Origin of the sequence: Arthrobacter sp. 2762 (assembly GCF_040548745.1) — a bacterium.
GTDB lineage: Bacteria > Actinomycetota > Actinomycetes > Actinomycetales > Micrococcaceae > Arthrobacter.
On sequence record NZ_JBEPSI010000010.1, the window covers coordinates 15,809 to 32,217 of the forward strand.

The following is a 16,409-nucleotide window of genomic DNA, read 5'->3' on the forward strand; positions in this document are numbered from 1 at the left end:
TCCGCATCGTGAAAAGAATTGCTTAGAACACCCAAGATACAGCACAGCGGGCAAGTGCGCGACGAGACGCAAGATGACCGAGTAAGGGGTTGTGTTTCCACTTGGTAGATAATAATATCCATAATACGAAAACATTCAGTTTGGAACGGCGGCCCGGGAACGGGCCTAACAGGAGGAATTTCAATGGCGAATCCGAGCCCCGGAAACTCGATCACCCTGCGCGTCGCCGCACCGTCCAGCTTCACCGCTACGAGCGAACTGGCAGCAGCCGTCGGCGCAGCCGGTGCCGCAATCACCGCACTGGACGTCACGGAATCCCACCACGAGACGATCGTTGTGGACGTCACCTGCAACACCACTGATGACGACCACGCTGCACGCGTCAAAGATGCCCTGAACGCCCTCGACGGCGTCACCGTCCAGCACGTCTCGGACCGCACCTTCCTCATGCACCTCGGCGGCAAGCTCGAGGTGGTCCCCAAAGTAGCCCTGCGCAACCGTGACGATTTGTCCCGCGCCTACACTCCCGGCGTCGCGCGCGTTTGCCTGGCCATTGCAGAAGACCCAGCCGCTGCCCGCAACCTGACGGTTAAGCGCAACACCATCGCAGTCCTCACCGACGGTTCGGCCGTGCTGGGCCTGGGCAACATTGGCCCCGCCGCCGCCCTGCCCGTCATGGAAGGCAAGGCCGCCCTCTTCAAGCAGTTCGCCAACGTTGACGCCTGGCCGGTCTGCCTGGACACGCAGGACACCGAAGAAATCATCATGATCGCCAAGGCCATGGCCCCCGTCTACGGCGGCATCAACCTCGAAGACATCGCCGCACCGCGTTGCTTCGAAATCGAGAACCGTCTCCGCGAAGAACTGGACATCCCGGTGTTCCACGACGACCAGCACGGCACCGCGATCGTTACCCTGGCCGCCTTGGTCAACGCCCTGCGCGTGGTGGACAAGAAGCTGTCCGAGGTCAAGATCGTTGTCTCGGGTGTCGGCGCTGCCGGCTCCGCCATCATCCAGCTCCTCAAGGCCCAAGGCGCGCAGCACATCATCGCCGCCGGCCGCTCCGGAGCCATCCACTCCGGCGAAAAGTACGGCGACGAGCACCGCAGCTGGATTGCCGCGAACACCAACGAAGAGGGCTTCTCCGGAACCCTGCATGACGCCCTCAAGGGAGCAGACGTCTTCATCGGCGTCAGCGCCCCGCACGTGATCGGCGAGGAGCAGGTTGCTTCCATGGCCGAGAATGCAATCGTGTTCGCCATGGCCAACCCGACGCCGGAAATCGACCCCGTCATCGCTTCCAAGCATGCAGCCGTGGTTGCCACCGGCCGCAGCGACTTCCCGAACCAGATCAACAACGTGCTGGCCTTCCCCGGCTTCTTCCGCGGACTGCTGGATGCTGGAGCATCTGACATCACGCCGAACATGCTGGTGGCCGCCGCCGAGGCAATTGCCAACCGGGTGGCTGACGACGAGCTGAACGCGAGTTACATTATCCCCAGCGTCTTCGATCCCCATGTTGCCGCGGACGTCGCTTCTGCAGTGGCAAATGCTGCGCACGCAAACGCCGCCAGCGCTCTCTAGAAAAGGACACCGCCCCATGGCTATTACAGTCACTGACCCCCGGCCGATCGATCGCGCCGAGGAGATCCTCACGCCCAAGGCACTGGGCTTCATCGAGGAACTGCACAAGCGCTTCGCCGGCACCCGTGCCGAGCTGCTGGAGGCACGCAAGGTCAAGCGCCAGCAGGTTGCGGACACCAGCCGCCTGGACTTCCTCCCGGAGACCCAGGAAATCCGCGATGGCGACTGGAAGGTTGCCGAGGCACCGGCGGCTCTTCGGGACCGCCGCGTTGAGATGACCGGCCCGGCAACCCCGGCCAAGATGGCCATCAACGCGCTCAATTCCGGCGCCAAGGTCTGGCTCGCGGACCTCGAGGATGCCAGCACGCCAACCTGGCCCAACGTCATTGACGCCATCCTTAACCTCCGCGATGCTGCCCAGGGCACCCTGAGCTACACCTCGCCCGAGGGCAAGGAGTACCGTCTGCGCACGGATGCTCCTTTGGCTGTTGTTGTTGCCCGCCCGCGCGGCTGGCACATGGAAGAGAACCACCTGCTGATCGACGGCGAACCTGCGGTGGGCGCGCTGGTGGACTTTGGTTTGCACTTCTTCCACATCGCCAAGCAGCTGCTCCTGAACGGCCACGGCCCGTACTACTACCTGCCCAAGATGGAGAGCCACCTGGAGGCCCGCCTCTGGAACGACGTCTTCGTCTTCGCCCAGGACTTCCTCGGCATTCCGCAGGGCAGCATCCGCGCCACCGTGCTCATCGAGACCATCCCGGCCGCGTTTGAAATGGACGAGATCCTTTACGAGCTGCGCGATCACGCCTCGGGCCTGAACGCCGGCCGTTGGGACTACCTGTTCAGTATCATCAAGTACTTCCGTGATGCCGGCGAAGAGTTCGTCCTCCCGGACCGCGCCACCGTTGCCATGACGGCTCCGTTCATGCGCGCCTACACCGAGCTCCTGGTCAAAACCTGCCACAAGCGCGGCGCCTTCGCCATGGGTGGCATGGCCGCCGTCATCCCGAACCGGAAGCAGCCCGACGTCACCGCTGCGGCCTTCGACAAGGTCCGTGCCGACAAGACGCGTGAGGCAAACGATGGCTTCGACGGCTCCTGGGTTGCGCACCCGGACCTCGTGTCCACCTGCCGCGAAGTGTTCGATTCGGTCCTCGGTGACCCCGCCAACGGTGGAAAGCCCAACCAGCTGGACAAGCAGCGCCCCGAGGTGAGCGTCACGGCTGAGCAGCTGATCGACGTCGCCTCTGCCGGCGGCACCGTCACGGAAGCCGGACTGCGGCTGAACCTCTATGTCGCCGTCGCCTACACGGGTGTCTGGATTTCCGGCAGCGGCGCAGTTGCCATCCACAACCTCATGGAAGATGCCGCGACCGCGGAAATCTCCCGCTCGCAGGTGTGGCAGCAGATCCGCAACAAGTCAGTCCTGGCGGACACGGGCAACACCGTGACCCGCGAACTCGTCACCCGCATCCTCGGCGAAGAGACCGAGCGCCTGCGCATCGAGTTCGGCGACGAGAATTTCAAGGCATACTACGAGCCGGCCTCCAAACTGATCGAGGACATCTGCCTGTCAGACGATTACACCGACTTCCTGACAACACCCGCTTACGAACTGGTGGGCTGAGATGGGCTCATTCTCTTCCTCTGATCTGGCCCACATCGAGTCCCAGCTAGCCGCGACGGACCAGTTGCTTGACCGCAACTACCCCGGCGACGACGGCTCACGCCAACCCATCCACACCGTCTATGTCCCGGCGGACCGCTTCACACCGTCATTTGCGGCGGAGTGGGGCGCCCAGGCGCTCGCGACGGCGGACGCTCACGGTGGCCTGGAAAAGCTCGGCCAGCTGTTGGGCCAGGAGCCTCAACTGGCTGCCGCTGTTGCGGAGCGTGTGGCGGCGAAGCTCTCCTCCGAGCCGATCGAGGACCTGCGCCTGGACTTCGAAGACGGCTACGGGGACCGCGGCGATGAGGCAGAAGACGCCGACGCCGTTGCTGCCGCCAACGCTGTTGCTTCTGCGGTTGCAGCGGGAACCGCTCCTCCGTTCATCGGCATCCGCTTCAAGTGCTTCGAGGCAGCCACCCGTGCCCGCGGATTGAAGACGCTGGACTTGTTTGTGTCCACACTGGCTGAGGCGGGCGAACTGCCTGCGGGGTTGATCCTGACCCTGCCTAAAGTCACCACGGTGGCACAGGTGCAGGCCATGGACTTCGCGGTCTCGCGCCTTGAGGAAGTCCACGGGCTTCCCACGGGGAGGCTCCGGTTCGAGGTGCAGGTGGAAACGCCGCAGCTCATTCTGGGCGCCGATGGAACGTCCCCCGTGGCGCAGCTCCCCCACGTTGTTCCGGGCCGCATCAGCGCCCTGCACTACGGGACCTACGATTACAGCGCTTCACTGGGAATCTCAGCGGAATACCAATCCATGGAGCACCCAGTGGCCGACTTCGCCAAGGAAGTCATGCAGCTCGCCGTCGCCGGAACGGGTATCCGCCTCTCTGACGGTTCCACTAACATCATCCCCGTGGGCGACGCGGTTGAAGACGCCTGGAAGCTTCACGGCCGGCTGGTCCGCCGCTCCCTGGAGAACGGCTATTACCAGGGATGGGACCTCCACGCAGCCCAGCTGCCCAGCCGGTTCTCGGCGTCGTACGCTTTCTACCGTGAAGGCCTGCCCGCCGCGGCTCTCCGCCTCCGCAACTACGTGGAACGCACCGAAGGCGGCGTCATGGACGAACCCGCCACCGCCCGCGCGCTTGCCGGCTTCGTCCTCCGTGGCGTCCAGTGCGGCGCAGTGGGGACCGACGAGGTCAAGGCGCTTGCCGGCGTCGAACTTTCACAGCTGACCGCATTGGCGCACCCGCGGCTCGCGCAACCGACTTCCCACTGATAAGGAGCATTGCCATGGGTAAGTACTACTACCCCCAGGGCGGCCTGCCGCCGCAGACCCACCTCACCACGGAACGGGCGATCGTCACCGAGGCCTACACCGTGATCCCCAAGGGCGTGATGACGGACATCGTCACCAGCAACCTGCCGGGTTTCTCCAACACGCGTTCGTGGATCATCGCGCGGCCGATCTCAGGCTTTGCCACCACGTTCTCCCAGCTGATCGTGGAGATCGGCCCGGGCGGCGGGGCTCCCAAGGCCGAGTTTGAGTCCGGCGTTGAAGGCGTCATCTTCGTCACCAAGGGCCAGGTCAACCTGACCTTGGACGGGGAACTGCACCACCTCGAAGAGGGCGGCTACGCCTACCTCGCTGCCGGCGCGGAGTGGGGCCTGGAGAACGTCTCCGACGACATCGTCTCCTTCCACTGGATCCGCAAGGCCTACGAACGCCTTGAGGGCTTCGAAGCCAAGTCCTTCGTCACCAACGAAAAGGACGTGGAGCCCACCTCCATGCCGGACACCAACGACGTCTGGAAGACCACCCGCTTCACGGACTCCAGCGACCTCGCCCACGACATGCAGGTCAACATCGTCACGTTCCAGCCAGGCGGCGTGATCCCCTTCCCGGAGACCCACGTCATGGAGCACGGCCTGTACGTCCTGGAGGGCAAGGCCATGTACCTGCTCAACAACGACTGGGTGGAAGTGGAAGCCGGCGACTTCATGTGGCTCCGCGCGTTCTGCCCGCAGGCCTGCTACGCGGGCGGTCCGGGCGAGTTCCGTTACCTGCTGTACAAGGACATGAACCGCCAGGTGAAGCTCACCTAGTCCTTGCCTTCGCCGAGATCGCCGGAAAGCTGCCAGTTCGCTGGAGTTTTCCGGCGATTTTGCGTGTGTGGGGCGGTCTCGCGCATGTCCCGCGAACAGGGGCGCGTAAGCAAACCAGCCCGTGGTCTCGTTCAGGCCATTCCATGCCAGGACGCATCCCATAATCACCGCGATCAGGCCAAGCAAAGGCACGACGGCGGCAAAGACTCTGCGGGCAGGCTGCGGTGAGTTGCGTTCCCCAACTTCGCAGTGCTCCCGCATGCGGGCGAGTCTAGCGTGAGCTCGCGCACCCAACTAGGTCGCAGTTAAGCGCGTTTTGAGCTCTCTAAACGCGCTCTGCTGCGACCTAGTTGGGTTTTGCTTTGCCCGGGGCGCCGGAGATTCTGTACGACTCCTGGAGAAGTTCGTCGAGCTCCTCTGCGTCGATGTTCTCCAGCCGGACCAGCAGCAACTTCGGTGATCGTTCGTGATGAGGAGTCCAGAAGTAGGTGTCGGGATCCATCGCTGCCAGAGCTTCGCGCTCATCCGTTTTGACCGTGACAACTCCGGCTTCCCAGATCCGGGCCATGAGGGTCTTGCCAAACCAGGCAGGCTGCCCCCAACTTGGGCGTTCCGTGATGCCGGGCATCCCAAGGCAGATACGCCTGACGTCCTCTTCGGTTGCCATGGTTCACTGTGACACTGGCGTCCGGCAACGGCAAGGAAGGCGTGGACTCCCGCAGACTAGCCTAGGCACATGTTGACCATCGGCAGCACCGTTCTCGGCGTCAATGACATCACCCGCGCCACTGCGTTCTGGCACGCCGCCCTGGGCTATGTTCCACGCGAGCCGGGCGATGACACCTGGGTGATCCTCGTTCCGTCCGCCGGTCCAGGCCCACAGCTCGCGTTGATGCTGAGCGAAACGCCCGTGCAGGAACATCCACGTACGCATCTGGACCTCTATGCGGATGACCAAGCTGCCGAGGTAGAACGGCTGATCTCCCTCGGCGCTCAACGCGTTGACTGGGACCTGTATCCAGAGAATCCGGATTTCGTGGTCCTCGCCGACCCTGACGGCAACCGCTTCTGCGTTATCGACAAAAGTCCGCGATAGCGCCGTCGTCGACTCCTTCGGTGGGGTCTCAAGTCGCCGGAAACATGCACGGTCGGCCGGAATGCTGCCAAGCCGCCGGAGCGTTCCGGCGATCCGGCACAGTTCCCGCGAAGTCGCGGTCGCGCCTTTGGGTAGAGTGCAAGCCATGGACGACAAAGCGACATTGCTCGGTTATTTGCGCCTTCGTAGGGCGGACCTGCTCGGGAAACTTGACGGCTTGGGTGAATACGATGCCCGAAGGCCCCTGACGCCCACGGGCACCAATCTGTTAGGGCTCGTGAAGCACGTGGCGAGCGTGGAGTTGGGGTATTTCGGGGAGACTTTCGGGCGTCCGAGTGGGCGCGAATTGCCGTGGCTTGCCGATGACGCAGAACCGGATTCCGACATGTGGGTCCGGGCATCGGAGAGCCGTGCGGAAATCCTGGAGTTGCACCACTTCTCGGCAGCGCACAGTGATGCCACCATCCATTCCCTCCCGTTGGATGCTCCCGGCGTTGTGCCCTGGTGGTCCGAAGAGAAGCGGAATGTGACGCTCCATCAGATCCTGGTCCACATGTGTGTGGAAACCGCACGGCATGCCGGCCACGCGGACATCATCCGCGAACTGATTGACGGCTCGGCCGGGCAGAGACCTGGGGATCCCAACATGCCTGCCCGCAACTCCGAAGAATGGGCGGGGCACCGCTTCCGCATCGAAGAAGCAGCATTGGAGGCAGATCTCCGCCGCTGAAGACCCAAGCACCGCTCAGCACGCCCCGATGGCATACTACCTAGCCGTCGGGGCGTGCTTTGTCGTTCGGGGGCTGGTGAGGTTGGTCGGGAGCTTGACCGTGGTTTCCTGACCTGGCTGCATGGGAATTTGCCCAAAAACAACGTTATTCAGTTGTAAACATGGAGCTAGAGCGGCAAAGGTGGTCACGAAGCCACCCGCGCCCAGCCCCTCCATGAGCCTCCGGTCACATTTTGTTTACGCGCCAGCCATGGCCTTTTGGTATCCCAAAGCGTAATCTACATCACATTCCTTCATGTGATATTCGCATTCCGCATGATGGAACCATTCACGTGGCAATGAATGAACCTTCAGAGCTCAGTAAGGAGCGCACTGTGGAAAAAGACCTTGCCCAGGGGGCTGCAACACCGCGGACCGGATCCCTGGCGAAACAAATTGAAGGCGCGTACCAGCGGATCGGGGTGACTGGCGCGCACCGCCAGATCGTTTTCATGATCCTGCTGGGAGTGTTCTTCGACGCCCTCGAGCAAAACGCCGTGGGTATCACCGGACCCATCCTGCGCCAGTCGTGGGGACTTGGGGCCACCGAAATCGGCTTGCTGAACACAATGACGTTTACGGCAACCGCGCTCGGACGGCTGGCGACGGGCCTGATCGTCGATAAATATGGCCGGCGGCACATGCTGGTCATCAACCTCATGATCTTCGCCGGCGGTTCATTGCTCTGTGCCGTTGCCCCCAACTACCCCATCCTGGCCGCTGGCCGGTTCGTGGTGGGCTTTGGCCTGGGCGGCGAAATCGCGGTGGCCGTGATCATGATGGCGGAGTTCTTCGCCGCGAAACACCGCGGGACCGCCGTCGGACTTATCAACGTTACGGCAGCTGGCTTGGGCAACATGCTTGCGCCGGCTTTCGGCATTCTTGTCTTCACGCTCTTCGATGGTCCGGACAAGTGGCGCTGGGTGTTCGGCCTGCTCTTCATCCCCGCCCTTTTGGTGATGTTCTTCCGACGCTTCGTCCCCGAAACGCCCCGTTTCCTGGCGTCCCAGGGCAAGATCGACGAAGCAAACATGGTGATCACCCGGCTGGCCCGCAACAAGCTCTCCGGACGCATCAACGATCCCGAAACGTACATCACCGCAGTGCCTGACCCCGTGGTGGCCACGTCATCCGGGCATTGGAAGGACGCGCTGCGCGGCAAACTCCTCAAGCGGACTGTCCTGCTGTGCATCGCCGTCTGCATGTCCTACGCCGCCCAGATTTCGATGCTGACGCTCATGCCCACCATCCTGGTTTCCCGCGGATATGCCGTGAACACCAGCCTCTGGTTCACCCTCATCATGCAGTCCGGCTCTCTGCTGGGCGCGGCCACCGCGGCATATTTGGCCAGCCGTTTGCCGCGCAAAAAGGTACTCACGGCTGCTGCCATCCTCGGTTGCTTGTCGGGGCTGTCCATGGCCTTCCTTGCCAACGAGATTGTGCTGGTGGTGATCTTCGGTGTCCTCTTCAACTTCTCCGTCATCATCCTGAACACCACCATCTGGCTGTTCGCCCCGGAGCTCTACCCCACCCGCACCCGAGGCTTCGGAACGTCGATTATCCTCGCTGCAGGCTCGTTGTCCGGTGGCCTGTTCCCGCTCATCTCCGGAGCAGTCTTTGACTCAGCGGGCCTGCCAGGCATGTTCACCACACTGGCCGTGCTCTTCTGCATCCTCGCAATCGTGGTTCAATTCCCGCCCGAAACCTTCGGCAAGCCGCTTGAAGAAGATACAGAACCCGGCAACGACGAGGAGGCGGCAATTTATGGGCACTGATACTCACCAACCTTCAGCACGGATCGTCCTCCTGGTAAACCCGAACACCAACAGCAGCACCACAGCGATGATGGTGGACCTCGCCAAGGAGACCCTGGAACCTCACGGCCTCGAGGTAATTGGCATCACCGCACCGGCCGGGCCATCCATGATTGTGGATCCCGTCTCGCTGGCTGAGTCGGAGGTACACGTGGCCGAGGCTGTGCACGGGTATCTTTCAGGGCCCGACGGCGGCAGGGTCGCCGGCGTGATTGTCGGCGCCATCGGTGATCCTGGACGCGCACAACTGGCCGGGCAACTGAACATCCCGGTGATCGGCATCGGTCAAGGCTCCGTGCACGCCGCGGCCCACACCGAGGATGGCAAGCTGCGACCTTTTGGCATGGCGACCAGTACTCCATTGCTGGTGGACGCACTGGGCAAGCTCGTGGCGACCCATGGACTATCGGAGCACTTCGCCGGTGTTCGTCTGACGAAGTCCGAGCCACTGACCCTCGCTGCCGATCCTGAAAGGCAATTCCAGGAGTTGGCCGAAGCAGTCAAAACTGCCACTGAGACTGACGGCGCCCAGGCGGTCATCATTGCGGGCGGACCACTGAGTGCCACTGCCCGGCGCCTTGCCGACACGACCGCCGTCGAGATCATCCAACCGATCCCCAGCGCCTGCCAGCTTCTGCTCGGGGAGCTTCCACAGGAAAGTTAGACCCCGCAAACAGGGCCCGACGGCGGTACGCAAGTGCCGTCGTCGGGCACCCCGCATGCGGTGGGCCCACTCCGCAAGGCCGCCGCGCAAACTTGATGGGAAATTGAGCCAAACAAACAGAGTCCTTGATTTTGCCGCGCCACGCTGGAAGCAGACGAAGCACCAATCCAAACGGGTTTCGGCGACGAATATCCAGCAAGAATCACAATGATGTGGGGGAACCAATGGAACAGGCAGCAGCGCTAACCGAGGTGATCGCCGTCAAGGGCATCATCCAGGACCAACACCCCGTGGATTTCCACGCACTGGGTGTCGCAGGATGCATCGACAGGCTTGCTGCGCCGCTTCGACGCTCCGGCGTGACCGTCCACTGGAGCACACCCCACCACGGCATCGAGATCTCGTCCGCATCCGCCGCGCTGCTGTACCACGTAGCCCAGGAGACTTTCAGCAACACCCTGAACTATGCCGACGCCAGCGAACTGACCATCCGCCTCAATGCCGTCTACCACGGAATCCAACTGACGATCATGGACAACGGCAAAGGCTTCGTAATCCACGCCGCCCCCAGCGGCCGCCGCCACGGCTTCGGCCTGCTGCTCATGTCCATTGCAGTACACGACGCCGGAGGGACAGTTGAGATCGACTCCGAGGTTGGGCGGGGCACCAGTGTGAGGGTCACACTGCCACTGGATTGAGTCCAATTTGGGACCTTTTTCAGGCCCCAAAACCATGGATCGGCGGCGTCCGCAGACGTATTCTGTAGCTACTTTTCAGCCTGACATCTCGACGGAATGGCACGAAATGGCGCGGAACAGGGGTCCACGGTTAGGTCTTGGCAAGGTCCTTCTGAGGATCTTCGGGTTTTTCTTCGTGAGCGCCCTCTGCGGGGTGCTGATCTGCGGCTTTATGGTGCCGGTGGTTCAGTTCACCAGCACAACCATGGGCGGTTCCATCGGCTTTTACGAAAGCCTTCCCAGCCAACTGGACGTTGATTCGCCGTCCCTTTCCAGCACCGTGCTTAGTGCCGATGGCCAGCACATCGCCACGTTTTACGCAGAGAACCGGGTCAAGGTACCCCTGGACCAGATGTCCCCCTTCATTCGCCAGGCGATCGTGGCCATCGAAGACAGCCGCTTTTACGAGCATCCGGGAGTGGACGCCCAAGGCATCATCCGGGCGCTGACATCCAACGTGACCAAGGGGACCCGACAGGGCGCGTCCACCCTGACCCAGCAATACGTCACCAACGTGCTGAACGAATCCCGCCTTTCGAAGGGCCGGCCCGAGGATGTGGTGCTCAGCGGGGACAAGACCATGGGTGACAAACTCCGTGAGATCAAGCTGGCCCTGGAGCTTGAGAAACGCTTCAGCAAAGACCAGATCCTTGAGGGGTACCTGAACATCGTGTTCTTCAACCGGAACGCGTATGGCATCGAAGCAGCTTCACGCTACTTCTTCAGCACGTCAGCGAAGGACCTCACTTTGCCACAGGCCGCGCTCTTGGCGGGACTCGTGAACGGGCCAAGCGTCTATGACCCCACGACCGCGCCCGAATCAGCGTTCAGCCGACGAAACATGGTGCTGGACAGAATGCTGGAACAAGGCAAGATCGCCCAAGCCGATCATGACGCGGCAGTCGCTACCCCAGTCGAGCTGAAAATCACTCCTTCCCTTCAGGGCTGCGCTGGCGCCTCCATTGCCATCTACTTCTGCGACTACGTCTCCCACCTGATCCTGAACAATGAGGCCTACGGCGCAACTGTGGAGGACCGCGAACGGCTCCTCTACCGTGGCGGCCTCACCATCACCACCACGTTGGACAGCCGGTTGCAGGCAGCGGCCCAAGTACAAGTGGATGCCTCAGCCGGCGCCAACCCGGACAAGTGGGGCGCTGCCATGACCACCGTGCAGCCGGGCACAGGCAAGATCCTGTCCATGGCCCAAAACACGGTGTTCGTTCCACAGGACGGGAAGTTCGATACCCAGCTGAACTTCAGCGTGGATGCCAAGGACGAAAACGGCAATGACCTCAACGGTGCAGGCGGGTTCCAACCCGGTTCCACCATGAAGCCCTTCATCTTCGCGGAGTGGCTCAACGAGGGCAAGTCGCCCACTGCCGTGGTGGATGCTTCCCGGCGTGTTTACCCGGTTGGCTTCCCCTGGCGATCCAGTTGCGGCAAGGTGCTGGGTGGCTACAGCACGGCGCAGAAGGCGCAAAACCTGGGCGCGGATGATGACCTGCAGAACAACGACGAGGGCTACTACCGCCCCATGCCCATCAACTACGGCCTCTACAACTCCATTAACACCGCCACATTCGCTACCGCAGCTCAGTTGGATTTCTGCGGCATCCAGAAAATGGTGGACGCGGTTGGTTTGCACAGCGGCCTGGACAACGCCCCGATCAACATGCACCAGATCGGCAACCTCCTTGGCTCCATCGGCGTCGCTCCCGTGATCCTGGCGAGCGCCTTCGCAACGTTCGCCAACGATGGCACCTACTGCAAGCCCATCGCCATCACCGACATCAGCGACTCACAAGGCAGGAAATACCCAGCGCAAACCCCTGAATGCAAGGAGACTGTGAAACCGGCCGTGGCCCGGGGAGTGACAGCGGTGCTGCAGGATGTGCTCAAGCTCGGATCCGGCGTCTACATCGAACCCAAGGTCCAGAACCAGGTCCCCGTTGCGGCCAAGACAGGCACCTCCAACAACAACGGCGCAACCTGGGTGGCGGGTTACACCACCCGGCTCGCCACAGCCTCCTTCTTTGGGGATACGACGGCGGGACAACAGCGGGCGGGACAAAACGTCACCATCAATGGCAAGTTCTACAAGTCACTGGACGGCTACATGATTGCCGGCCCACAATGGGCCAACTACATGATGCAGGCCACCGCCCTCTACCCGAGCGGTGCCTTCAACCCGCCGGCGCCCCCGCCTTCACCTGGCCCCAGCACGTCGCCTGCAGCACCTCGCTGAGTGGGTCTGCGTTGCGGGGCCCGATCTGCACGCGCCATTCCCGCGGCCCAGCTGGCAGAAAGACTTTGAAAGCCAGTGATTCCTCCCGCAGACTGGGCCTGTGAAGCCCTTCCTTTTGTTGGCCACCCGAGCTGAAGACGCAGCAGCGGATGACGAGTACCAGGCCTACCTCCGGTACTGCGGGCTCCGGGCTGAGGAATTGGTCCGCGTCAGGTTGGAGGCGGCACCATTGCCAGCAGTTGACTTGGCCGATTATTCCGGTGTGATTGTGGGCGGCAGTCCTTACACCTCCAGCGACCCTTTGGAGGAGAAGAGTCAGGCCCAGCTTCGCGTCGAAGCTGAACTCTCAGCACTCCTGGATCGCATCGTGGCCGAGGACTTCCCCTTCCTGGGTGCCTGCTACGGCGTTGGAACCTTGGGTGTTCATCAGGGAGCCATCATTGACCGTCGCTACGGCGAACCGGTCGGTGCTACGGAGATCAAACTGACCGCAGACGGCGAGCGCGATCCCCTGCTCAAAGGCCTGCCTCACACTTTCGAAGCATTCGTTGGACATAAGGAAGCCTGCAGCCAACTGCCGGACAACGCGGTGTTGCTCGCGAGTTCCGCGGCCTGCCCTGTGCACATGTTCCGCATCAAGAAGAATCTCTACGCCACACAGTTCCACCCCGAACTGGATGTCGATGGCCTCATCACCAGGATTAATATCTACAAGAACGCAGGCTATTTTCCGCCGGACGCTGCCGATGAGCTCATCGAAACCGCCAGGCAAGCATCCGTGACGGAACCGATGAGGGTGTTGAGGAATTTCACGGAACTCTACGCTCGCTAGGGATCTTGCGGGGCCCACTCCGCGCCCCAAGAAAGGGGTTTCTATCAGAGCCTCCCTCGCGCTGCCGTGGCTGGGTAGCGTTGTGATTACTCAGCACATGCCCCCAAACATGATTCATCAATGAGGAGCAATCTTTTGAACCAGGACCCTTTGGCGGTCGAAACCCAGATGTACGCGACACCAGATGAAGGAAAGACCAAGCCAACACCAGCGAAAACCCGGCCAGCGAGCAAGATCCCTTGGGGTGGCCTTTTGGTGCTTGCTGCCGCGGGCTTCACGGCTGTCACCACAGAGCTGCTTCCGTCCGGGCTGCTTCCCCAGATCAGCCGGGACCTGGGCGTGGAGGAATCGGCTGTAGGTTCCCTCACCGCAGCATATGCAGCCGTCATCGTTTTCACGGCCCTTCCCTTGTCCCGGCTCCTGGGCGGGCGGGTCCCACGGAAGACCTTGTTGATCGGGACCGTGCTTGCCTTTGCACTTAGCAACGTCTTGCTGGCCTTGAGCCCAAATCTTGAAGTGGCCATCGTCGCAAGGCTTCTGGGCGGAATTGCCCATGGCATGTTGTGGTCGAGCATGGCGCCCTATGTGGCGCGCATCGTTCCGGCCCACTCGGTGGGCAAGTCCATGGCGGTTGTGTTCAGTGGTACCAGCATCGCGTTGGCCGTCGGGGCCCCGATTGGCACACTCATGGGCACACTCATGACATGGCGGGTTTCTTTCGTGGTCCTGGCCGGGGTTGGAGTCCTTCTGGCGGTTTTGGCGTTCTGGCTCCTGCCTGGAGCGCATGATCCGGGCACCCACAAGACGCCGTCGATCCGGGCAGCGCTCAAGCTACCTGGAGTGATCGCCGTGGCCACCGCTTGGCCACTCTTGCTGCTGGCACACTTCACACTCTTTACTTATGTTGCCCCTTTCCTGCTCGCCTCCGGATTGCCCGAAGCCCTCACTGGCATTTCCCTGTCTGTGGTGGGAATCTCGGGCTTGGTCGGGATCTGGATTGCTGGCCTGACCGCCGATTCCCATCCCCGGCGTTCGGTGATTACCGCCGTCGGGCTTCTTTTGCTTGCCTTCGCGCTGCTGCCGGTTCTGGGCGGCACGTGGGTGGGGGTTTTCGCGCTGATGGTTGCCTGGGGCGTTTCCTTCGGAGCGATCGGCATCTACAACCAGGCGGCGATCCTTCGCGCCGGCGGGGAGCACAAGGACGCAGCCAACGGCCTCACGGTAGTGACCATCCAACTGGGGATCGCCGTCGGCGCCGGGTATGGTGCTTTGGCGCTGACCACTGTTGGGGCTCAGTTGGTGCCGCTGGCCGCAGCGCTGCCAACAGCAATAGCCTTGGCGATCATCATCTCCAGCAAGCGTGGCGGATACCCGGCAGGGCCGCGCGAAAAATGATCGCGCGAGAAGCGCCGGTAACATCCCTGAAACATGCCAGTCACGTGATCTTCACGAACGTGGGGTTTCTGTAACTTACCTGCAACTTAGCTCTTCTGAGTCGGAAACATAGCTCACCGAATATTGATCGGGGGGTAGTGAGGGCCGCGCAACACCGGGCCCGTTTCGGACAGGCTTGATCAGAAGGGAACGCAGTGGAGATCTCTGCGCAACACGTCTGGCTGATGTTGTCATCGGCAATGGTGCTTTTCATGACTCCGGGCCTTGGCCTGTTCTATGGCGGCATGACCCGCGCCAAAGCAGCGCTCAACATGATCATGATGAGCTTTATCTCTGCAGGCATTGTGGGCGTCGTATGGGTCCTGTGGGGTTACTCGATGACCACCGGCGACGGTTTCCTGGGCCTGTTCGGCAACCCTTTCGCGCACTTTGGCCTTCAGGACCTCATGGGTTCGCCCGACCTCCTCAAGGTAGTCTTCGCCGCTACCTTCGCCATCATCACCGTGGCACTCATCAGCGGCGCCATCGCCGACCGCGCCAAGTTCAGCGCCTGGGCACTCTTCGTCCCCATCTGGGTCACCGTGGTCTACTGCCCGCTGGCTTACATGATCTGGGGCGGGGGCTTGATGAGCCCAGGTGGAGCCGTCACGCAGATCTTCGGCCAGGTGATCGACTTCGCTGGCGGTGCCGTAGTTGAGGTCAGTTCAGGTACCGCCGCTTTCGTCCTCGCATTGATCGTGGGAAAGCGTCACGGATTCGCCAAGGACCCCAACCACCGCCCCCACAACGTCCCGTTCATCATGATCGGCGCAGCAATCCTCTGGTTCGGGTGGTTTGGCTTCAATGGCGGTGCCGCAACCACTGTTGAGCAGGCAGGCCTGATCTGGGTCAACACCCTGGTGGCTCCGGCCGCGGCGATGCTGAGCTGGTTGGTCACGGAGAAGATCCGCCACGGACACCCGACATCGTTGGGCGCAGCTTCCGGTGTCGTTGCCGGCCTGGTGGCCATCACCCCTTCCTGCGCCAACATCACCCCGCTCGCGGCCCTTGGCCTGGGACTCGTTGCTGGTGCCGCCTGTGCCGTGTTTGTGGATCTGAAGTACAAGTTCGGTTTCGATGATTCCCTTGACGTCGTGGGCGTGCACTTCGGCGCCGGCGTGATCGGCACGCTTTCCCTTGGCTTCGTTGCCTTCCCCACGGAAGGCGCGGCCGGTGGCCTCTTTTACGGCGGCGGCGTGCAGCAGCTCGTGGCACAGACAGTTGCCGTACTGCTCACCATCGCCCTCTCGGGCTTGGGCACCCTGCTGATCGGCCGCGCTATTCACAAGACCATCGGCTTCCGCGTGGCCCACGAACACGAAGTCACCGGAGTGGACCTCACCCAGCACGCAGAATCGGCCTACGAGTTTGGCCTCACGGCCCATGGGCACTTCCGCCAGCAGCAGGCACACCTGTCGTCGCTGATCAAGGGTGGACGCAAAGAGTCGGAGCAGGCAAAGGAAGACAGCTTCGCCTAGCCGCATTGATTGGGTGGGTGATGCAGCAGAAA

The 16,409-nt window shown here is 62.1% G+C and carries 14 protein-coding genes; 13 read left to right on the top strand and 1 reads right to left on the bottom strand.

Annotation, left to right across the window (positions count from 1 at the left end; genetic code table 11):
- The first annotated feature begins 183 nt into the window (after positions 1–183).
- Genes ABIE18_RS17630 through ABIE18_RS17645 form a run of 4 tightly spaced genes read left to right on the top strand, consistent with a single transcriptional unit; the run spans position 184 to position 5,305 of the window.
- Positions 184–1,584 (top strand): NAD-dependent malic enzyme, encoded by a 1,401-nt coding sequence (locus tag ABIE18_RS17630; protein ID WP_499723924.1) that lies wholly within the window; start codon positions 184–186, stop codon positions 1,582–1,584.
- Positions 1,585–1,600: 16 nt separating this feature from the next.
- Positions 1,601–3,214 (top strand): malate synthase A, encoded by a 1,614-nt coding sequence (gene aceB / locus ABIE18_RS17635; protein WP_499723925.1) that lies wholly within the window; start codon positions 1,601–1,603, stop codon positions 3,212–3,214.
- Between the two features lies 1 nt (position 3,215).
- The gene (locus tag ABIE18_RS17640; protein ID WP_499723926.1) at positions 3,216–4,478 is read left to right on the top strand and encodes a DUF6986 family protein; all 1,263 of its coding nucleotides are present in this window, start codon (positions 3,216–3,218) and stop codon (positions 4,476–4,478) included.
- Between the two features lie 14 nt (positions 4,479–4,492).
- On the top strand, positions 4,493–5,305 hold the full coding sequence (locus tag ABIE18_RS17645) for a bifunctional allantoicase/(S)-ureidoglycine aminohydrolase (protein ID WP_363933814.1): 813 nt from the start codon (positions 4,493–4,495) through the stop codon (positions 5,303–5,305).
- A gap of 346 nt (positions 5,306–5,651) precedes the next feature.
- Here ABIE18_RS17645 and ABIE18_RS17650 read toward each other — a convergent pair whose 3' ends face one another.
- Positions 5,652–5,972, bottom strand: coding sequence for an MmcQ/YjbR family DNA-binding protein (locus ABIE18_RS17650; RefSeq protein ID WP_499723927.1), 321 nt, complete (start codon positions 5,970–5,972; stop codon positions 5,652–5,654).
- Between the two features lie 69 nt (positions 5,973–6,041).
- On the opposite strand from ABIE18_RS17650, the gene ABIE18_RS17655 reads away from it, so the two are divergent.
- The 9 genes from ABIE18_RS17655 (at position 6,042) to ABIE18_RS17695 (ending at position 16,377) form a co-directional block, all read left to right on the top strand.
- Complete coding sequence (locus tag ABIE18_RS17655; protein ID WP_442016167.1) at positions 6,042–6,401, top strand: VOC family protein; 360 nt, start codon at positions 6,042–6,044, stop codon at positions 6,399–6,401.
- Positions 6,402–6,546: 145 nt separating this feature from the next.
- Entirely contained in the window at positions 6,547–7,131 is a 585-nt protein-coding gene (locus tag ABIE18_RS17660; RefSeq protein WP_499723928.1) for a DinB family protein, read from the top strand.
- Positions 7,132–7,505: 374 nt separating this feature from the next.
- Positions 7,506–8,945, top strand: a complete 1,440-nt coding sequence (locus ABIE18_RS17665; protein ID WP_499723929.1) for an MFS transporter — start codon at positions 7,506–7,508, stop codon at positions 8,943–8,945.
- Positions 8,935–9,648, top strand: a complete 714-nt coding sequence (locus tag ABIE18_RS17670; protein ID WP_499723930.1) for an aspartate/glutamate racemase family protein — start codon at positions 8,935–8,937, stop codon at positions 9,646–9,648. The genes ABIE18_RS17665 and ABIE18_RS17670 overlap by 11 nt, the downstream gene beginning before the upstream one ends.
- Positions 9,649–9,872: 224 nt before the next feature.
- Positions 9,873–10,346, top strand: a complete 474-nt coding sequence (locus ABIE18_RS17675; protein WP_499723931.1) for a sensor histidine kinase — start codon at positions 9,873–9,875, stop codon at positions 10,344–10,346.
- Positions 10,347–10,452: 106 nt separating this feature from the next.
- Positions 10,453–12,633, top strand: coding sequence for a transglycosylase domain-containing protein (locus ABIE18_RS17680; RefSeq protein WP_499723932.1), 2,181 nt, complete (start codon positions 10,453–10,455; stop codon positions 12,631–12,633).
- A 100-nt stretch (positions 12,634–12,733) separates the two neighbouring features.
- Positions 12,734–13,465 (top strand): glutamine amidotransferase, encoded by a 732-nt coding sequence (locus ABIE18_RS17685; RefSeq protein ID WP_499723933.1) that lies wholly within the window; start codon positions 12,734–12,736, stop codon positions 13,463–13,465.
- Positions 13,466–13,633: 168 nt separating this feature from the next.
- Positions 13,634–14,860, top strand: a complete 1,227-nt coding sequence (locus tag ABIE18_RS17690) for an MFS transporter (protein ID WP_499724076.1) — start codon at positions 13,634–13,636, stop codon at positions 14,858–14,860.
- A 194-nt stretch (positions 14,861–15,054) separates the two neighbouring features.
- On the top strand, positions 15,055–16,377 hold the full coding sequence (locus tag ABIE18_RS17695) for an ammonium transporter (RefSeq protein ID WP_499723934.1): 1,323 nt from the start codon (positions 15,055–15,057) through the stop codon (positions 16,375–16,377).
- Positions 16,378–16,409: the final 32 nt, after the last annotated feature.

Excerpts from the sequence above, each read along its gene's own strand:
- ABIE18_RS17650 (WP_499723927.1), bottom strand. The coding sequence starts at position 5,972 with ATGGCAACCGAAGAGGACGTCAGGCGTATCTGCCTTGGGATGCCCGGC.
- ABIE18_RS17655 (WP_442016167.1), top strand. The coding sequence starts at position 6,042 with ATGTTGACCATCGGCAGCACCGTTCTCGGCGTCAATGACATCACCCGC.
- aceB (WP_499723925.1), top strand. The coding sequence starts at position 1,601 with ATGGCTATTACAGTCACTGACCCCCGGCCGATCGATCGCGCCGAGGAG.
- ABIE18_RS17630 (WP_499723924.1), top strand. The coding sequence starts at position 184 with ATGGCGAATCCGAGCCCCGGAAACTCGATCACCCTGCGCGTCGCCGCA.
- ABIE18_RS17680 (WP_499723932.1), top strand. The coding sequence starts at position 10,453 with ATGGCGCGGAACAGGGGTCCACGGTTAGGTCTTGGCAAGGTCCTTCTG.
- ABIE18_RS17675 (WP_499723931.1), top strand. The coding sequence starts at position 9,873 with ATGGAACAGGCAGCAGCGCTAACCGAGGTGATCGCCGTCAAGGGCATC.
- ABIE18_RS17690 (WP_499724076.1), top strand. The coding sequence starts at position 13,634 with ATGTACGCGACACCAGATGAAGGAAAGACCAAGCCAACACCAGCGAAA.
- ABIE18_RS17670 (WP_499723930.1), top strand. The coding sequence starts at position 8,935 with ATGGGCACTGATACTCACCAACCTTCAGCACGGATCGTCCTCCTGGTA.
- ABIE18_RS17640 (WP_499723926.1), top strand. The coding sequence starts at position 3,216 with ATGGGCTCATTCTCTTCCTCTGATCTGGCCCACATCGAGTCCCAGCTA.
- ABIE18_RS17645 (WP_363933814.1), top strand. The coding sequence starts at position 4,493 with ATGGGTAAGTACTACTACCCCCAGGGCGGCCTGCCGCCGCAGACCCAC.
- ABIE18_RS17660 (WP_499723928.1), top strand. The coding sequence starts at position 6,547 with ATGGACGACAAAGCGACATTGCTCGGTTATTTGCGCCTTCGTAGGGCG.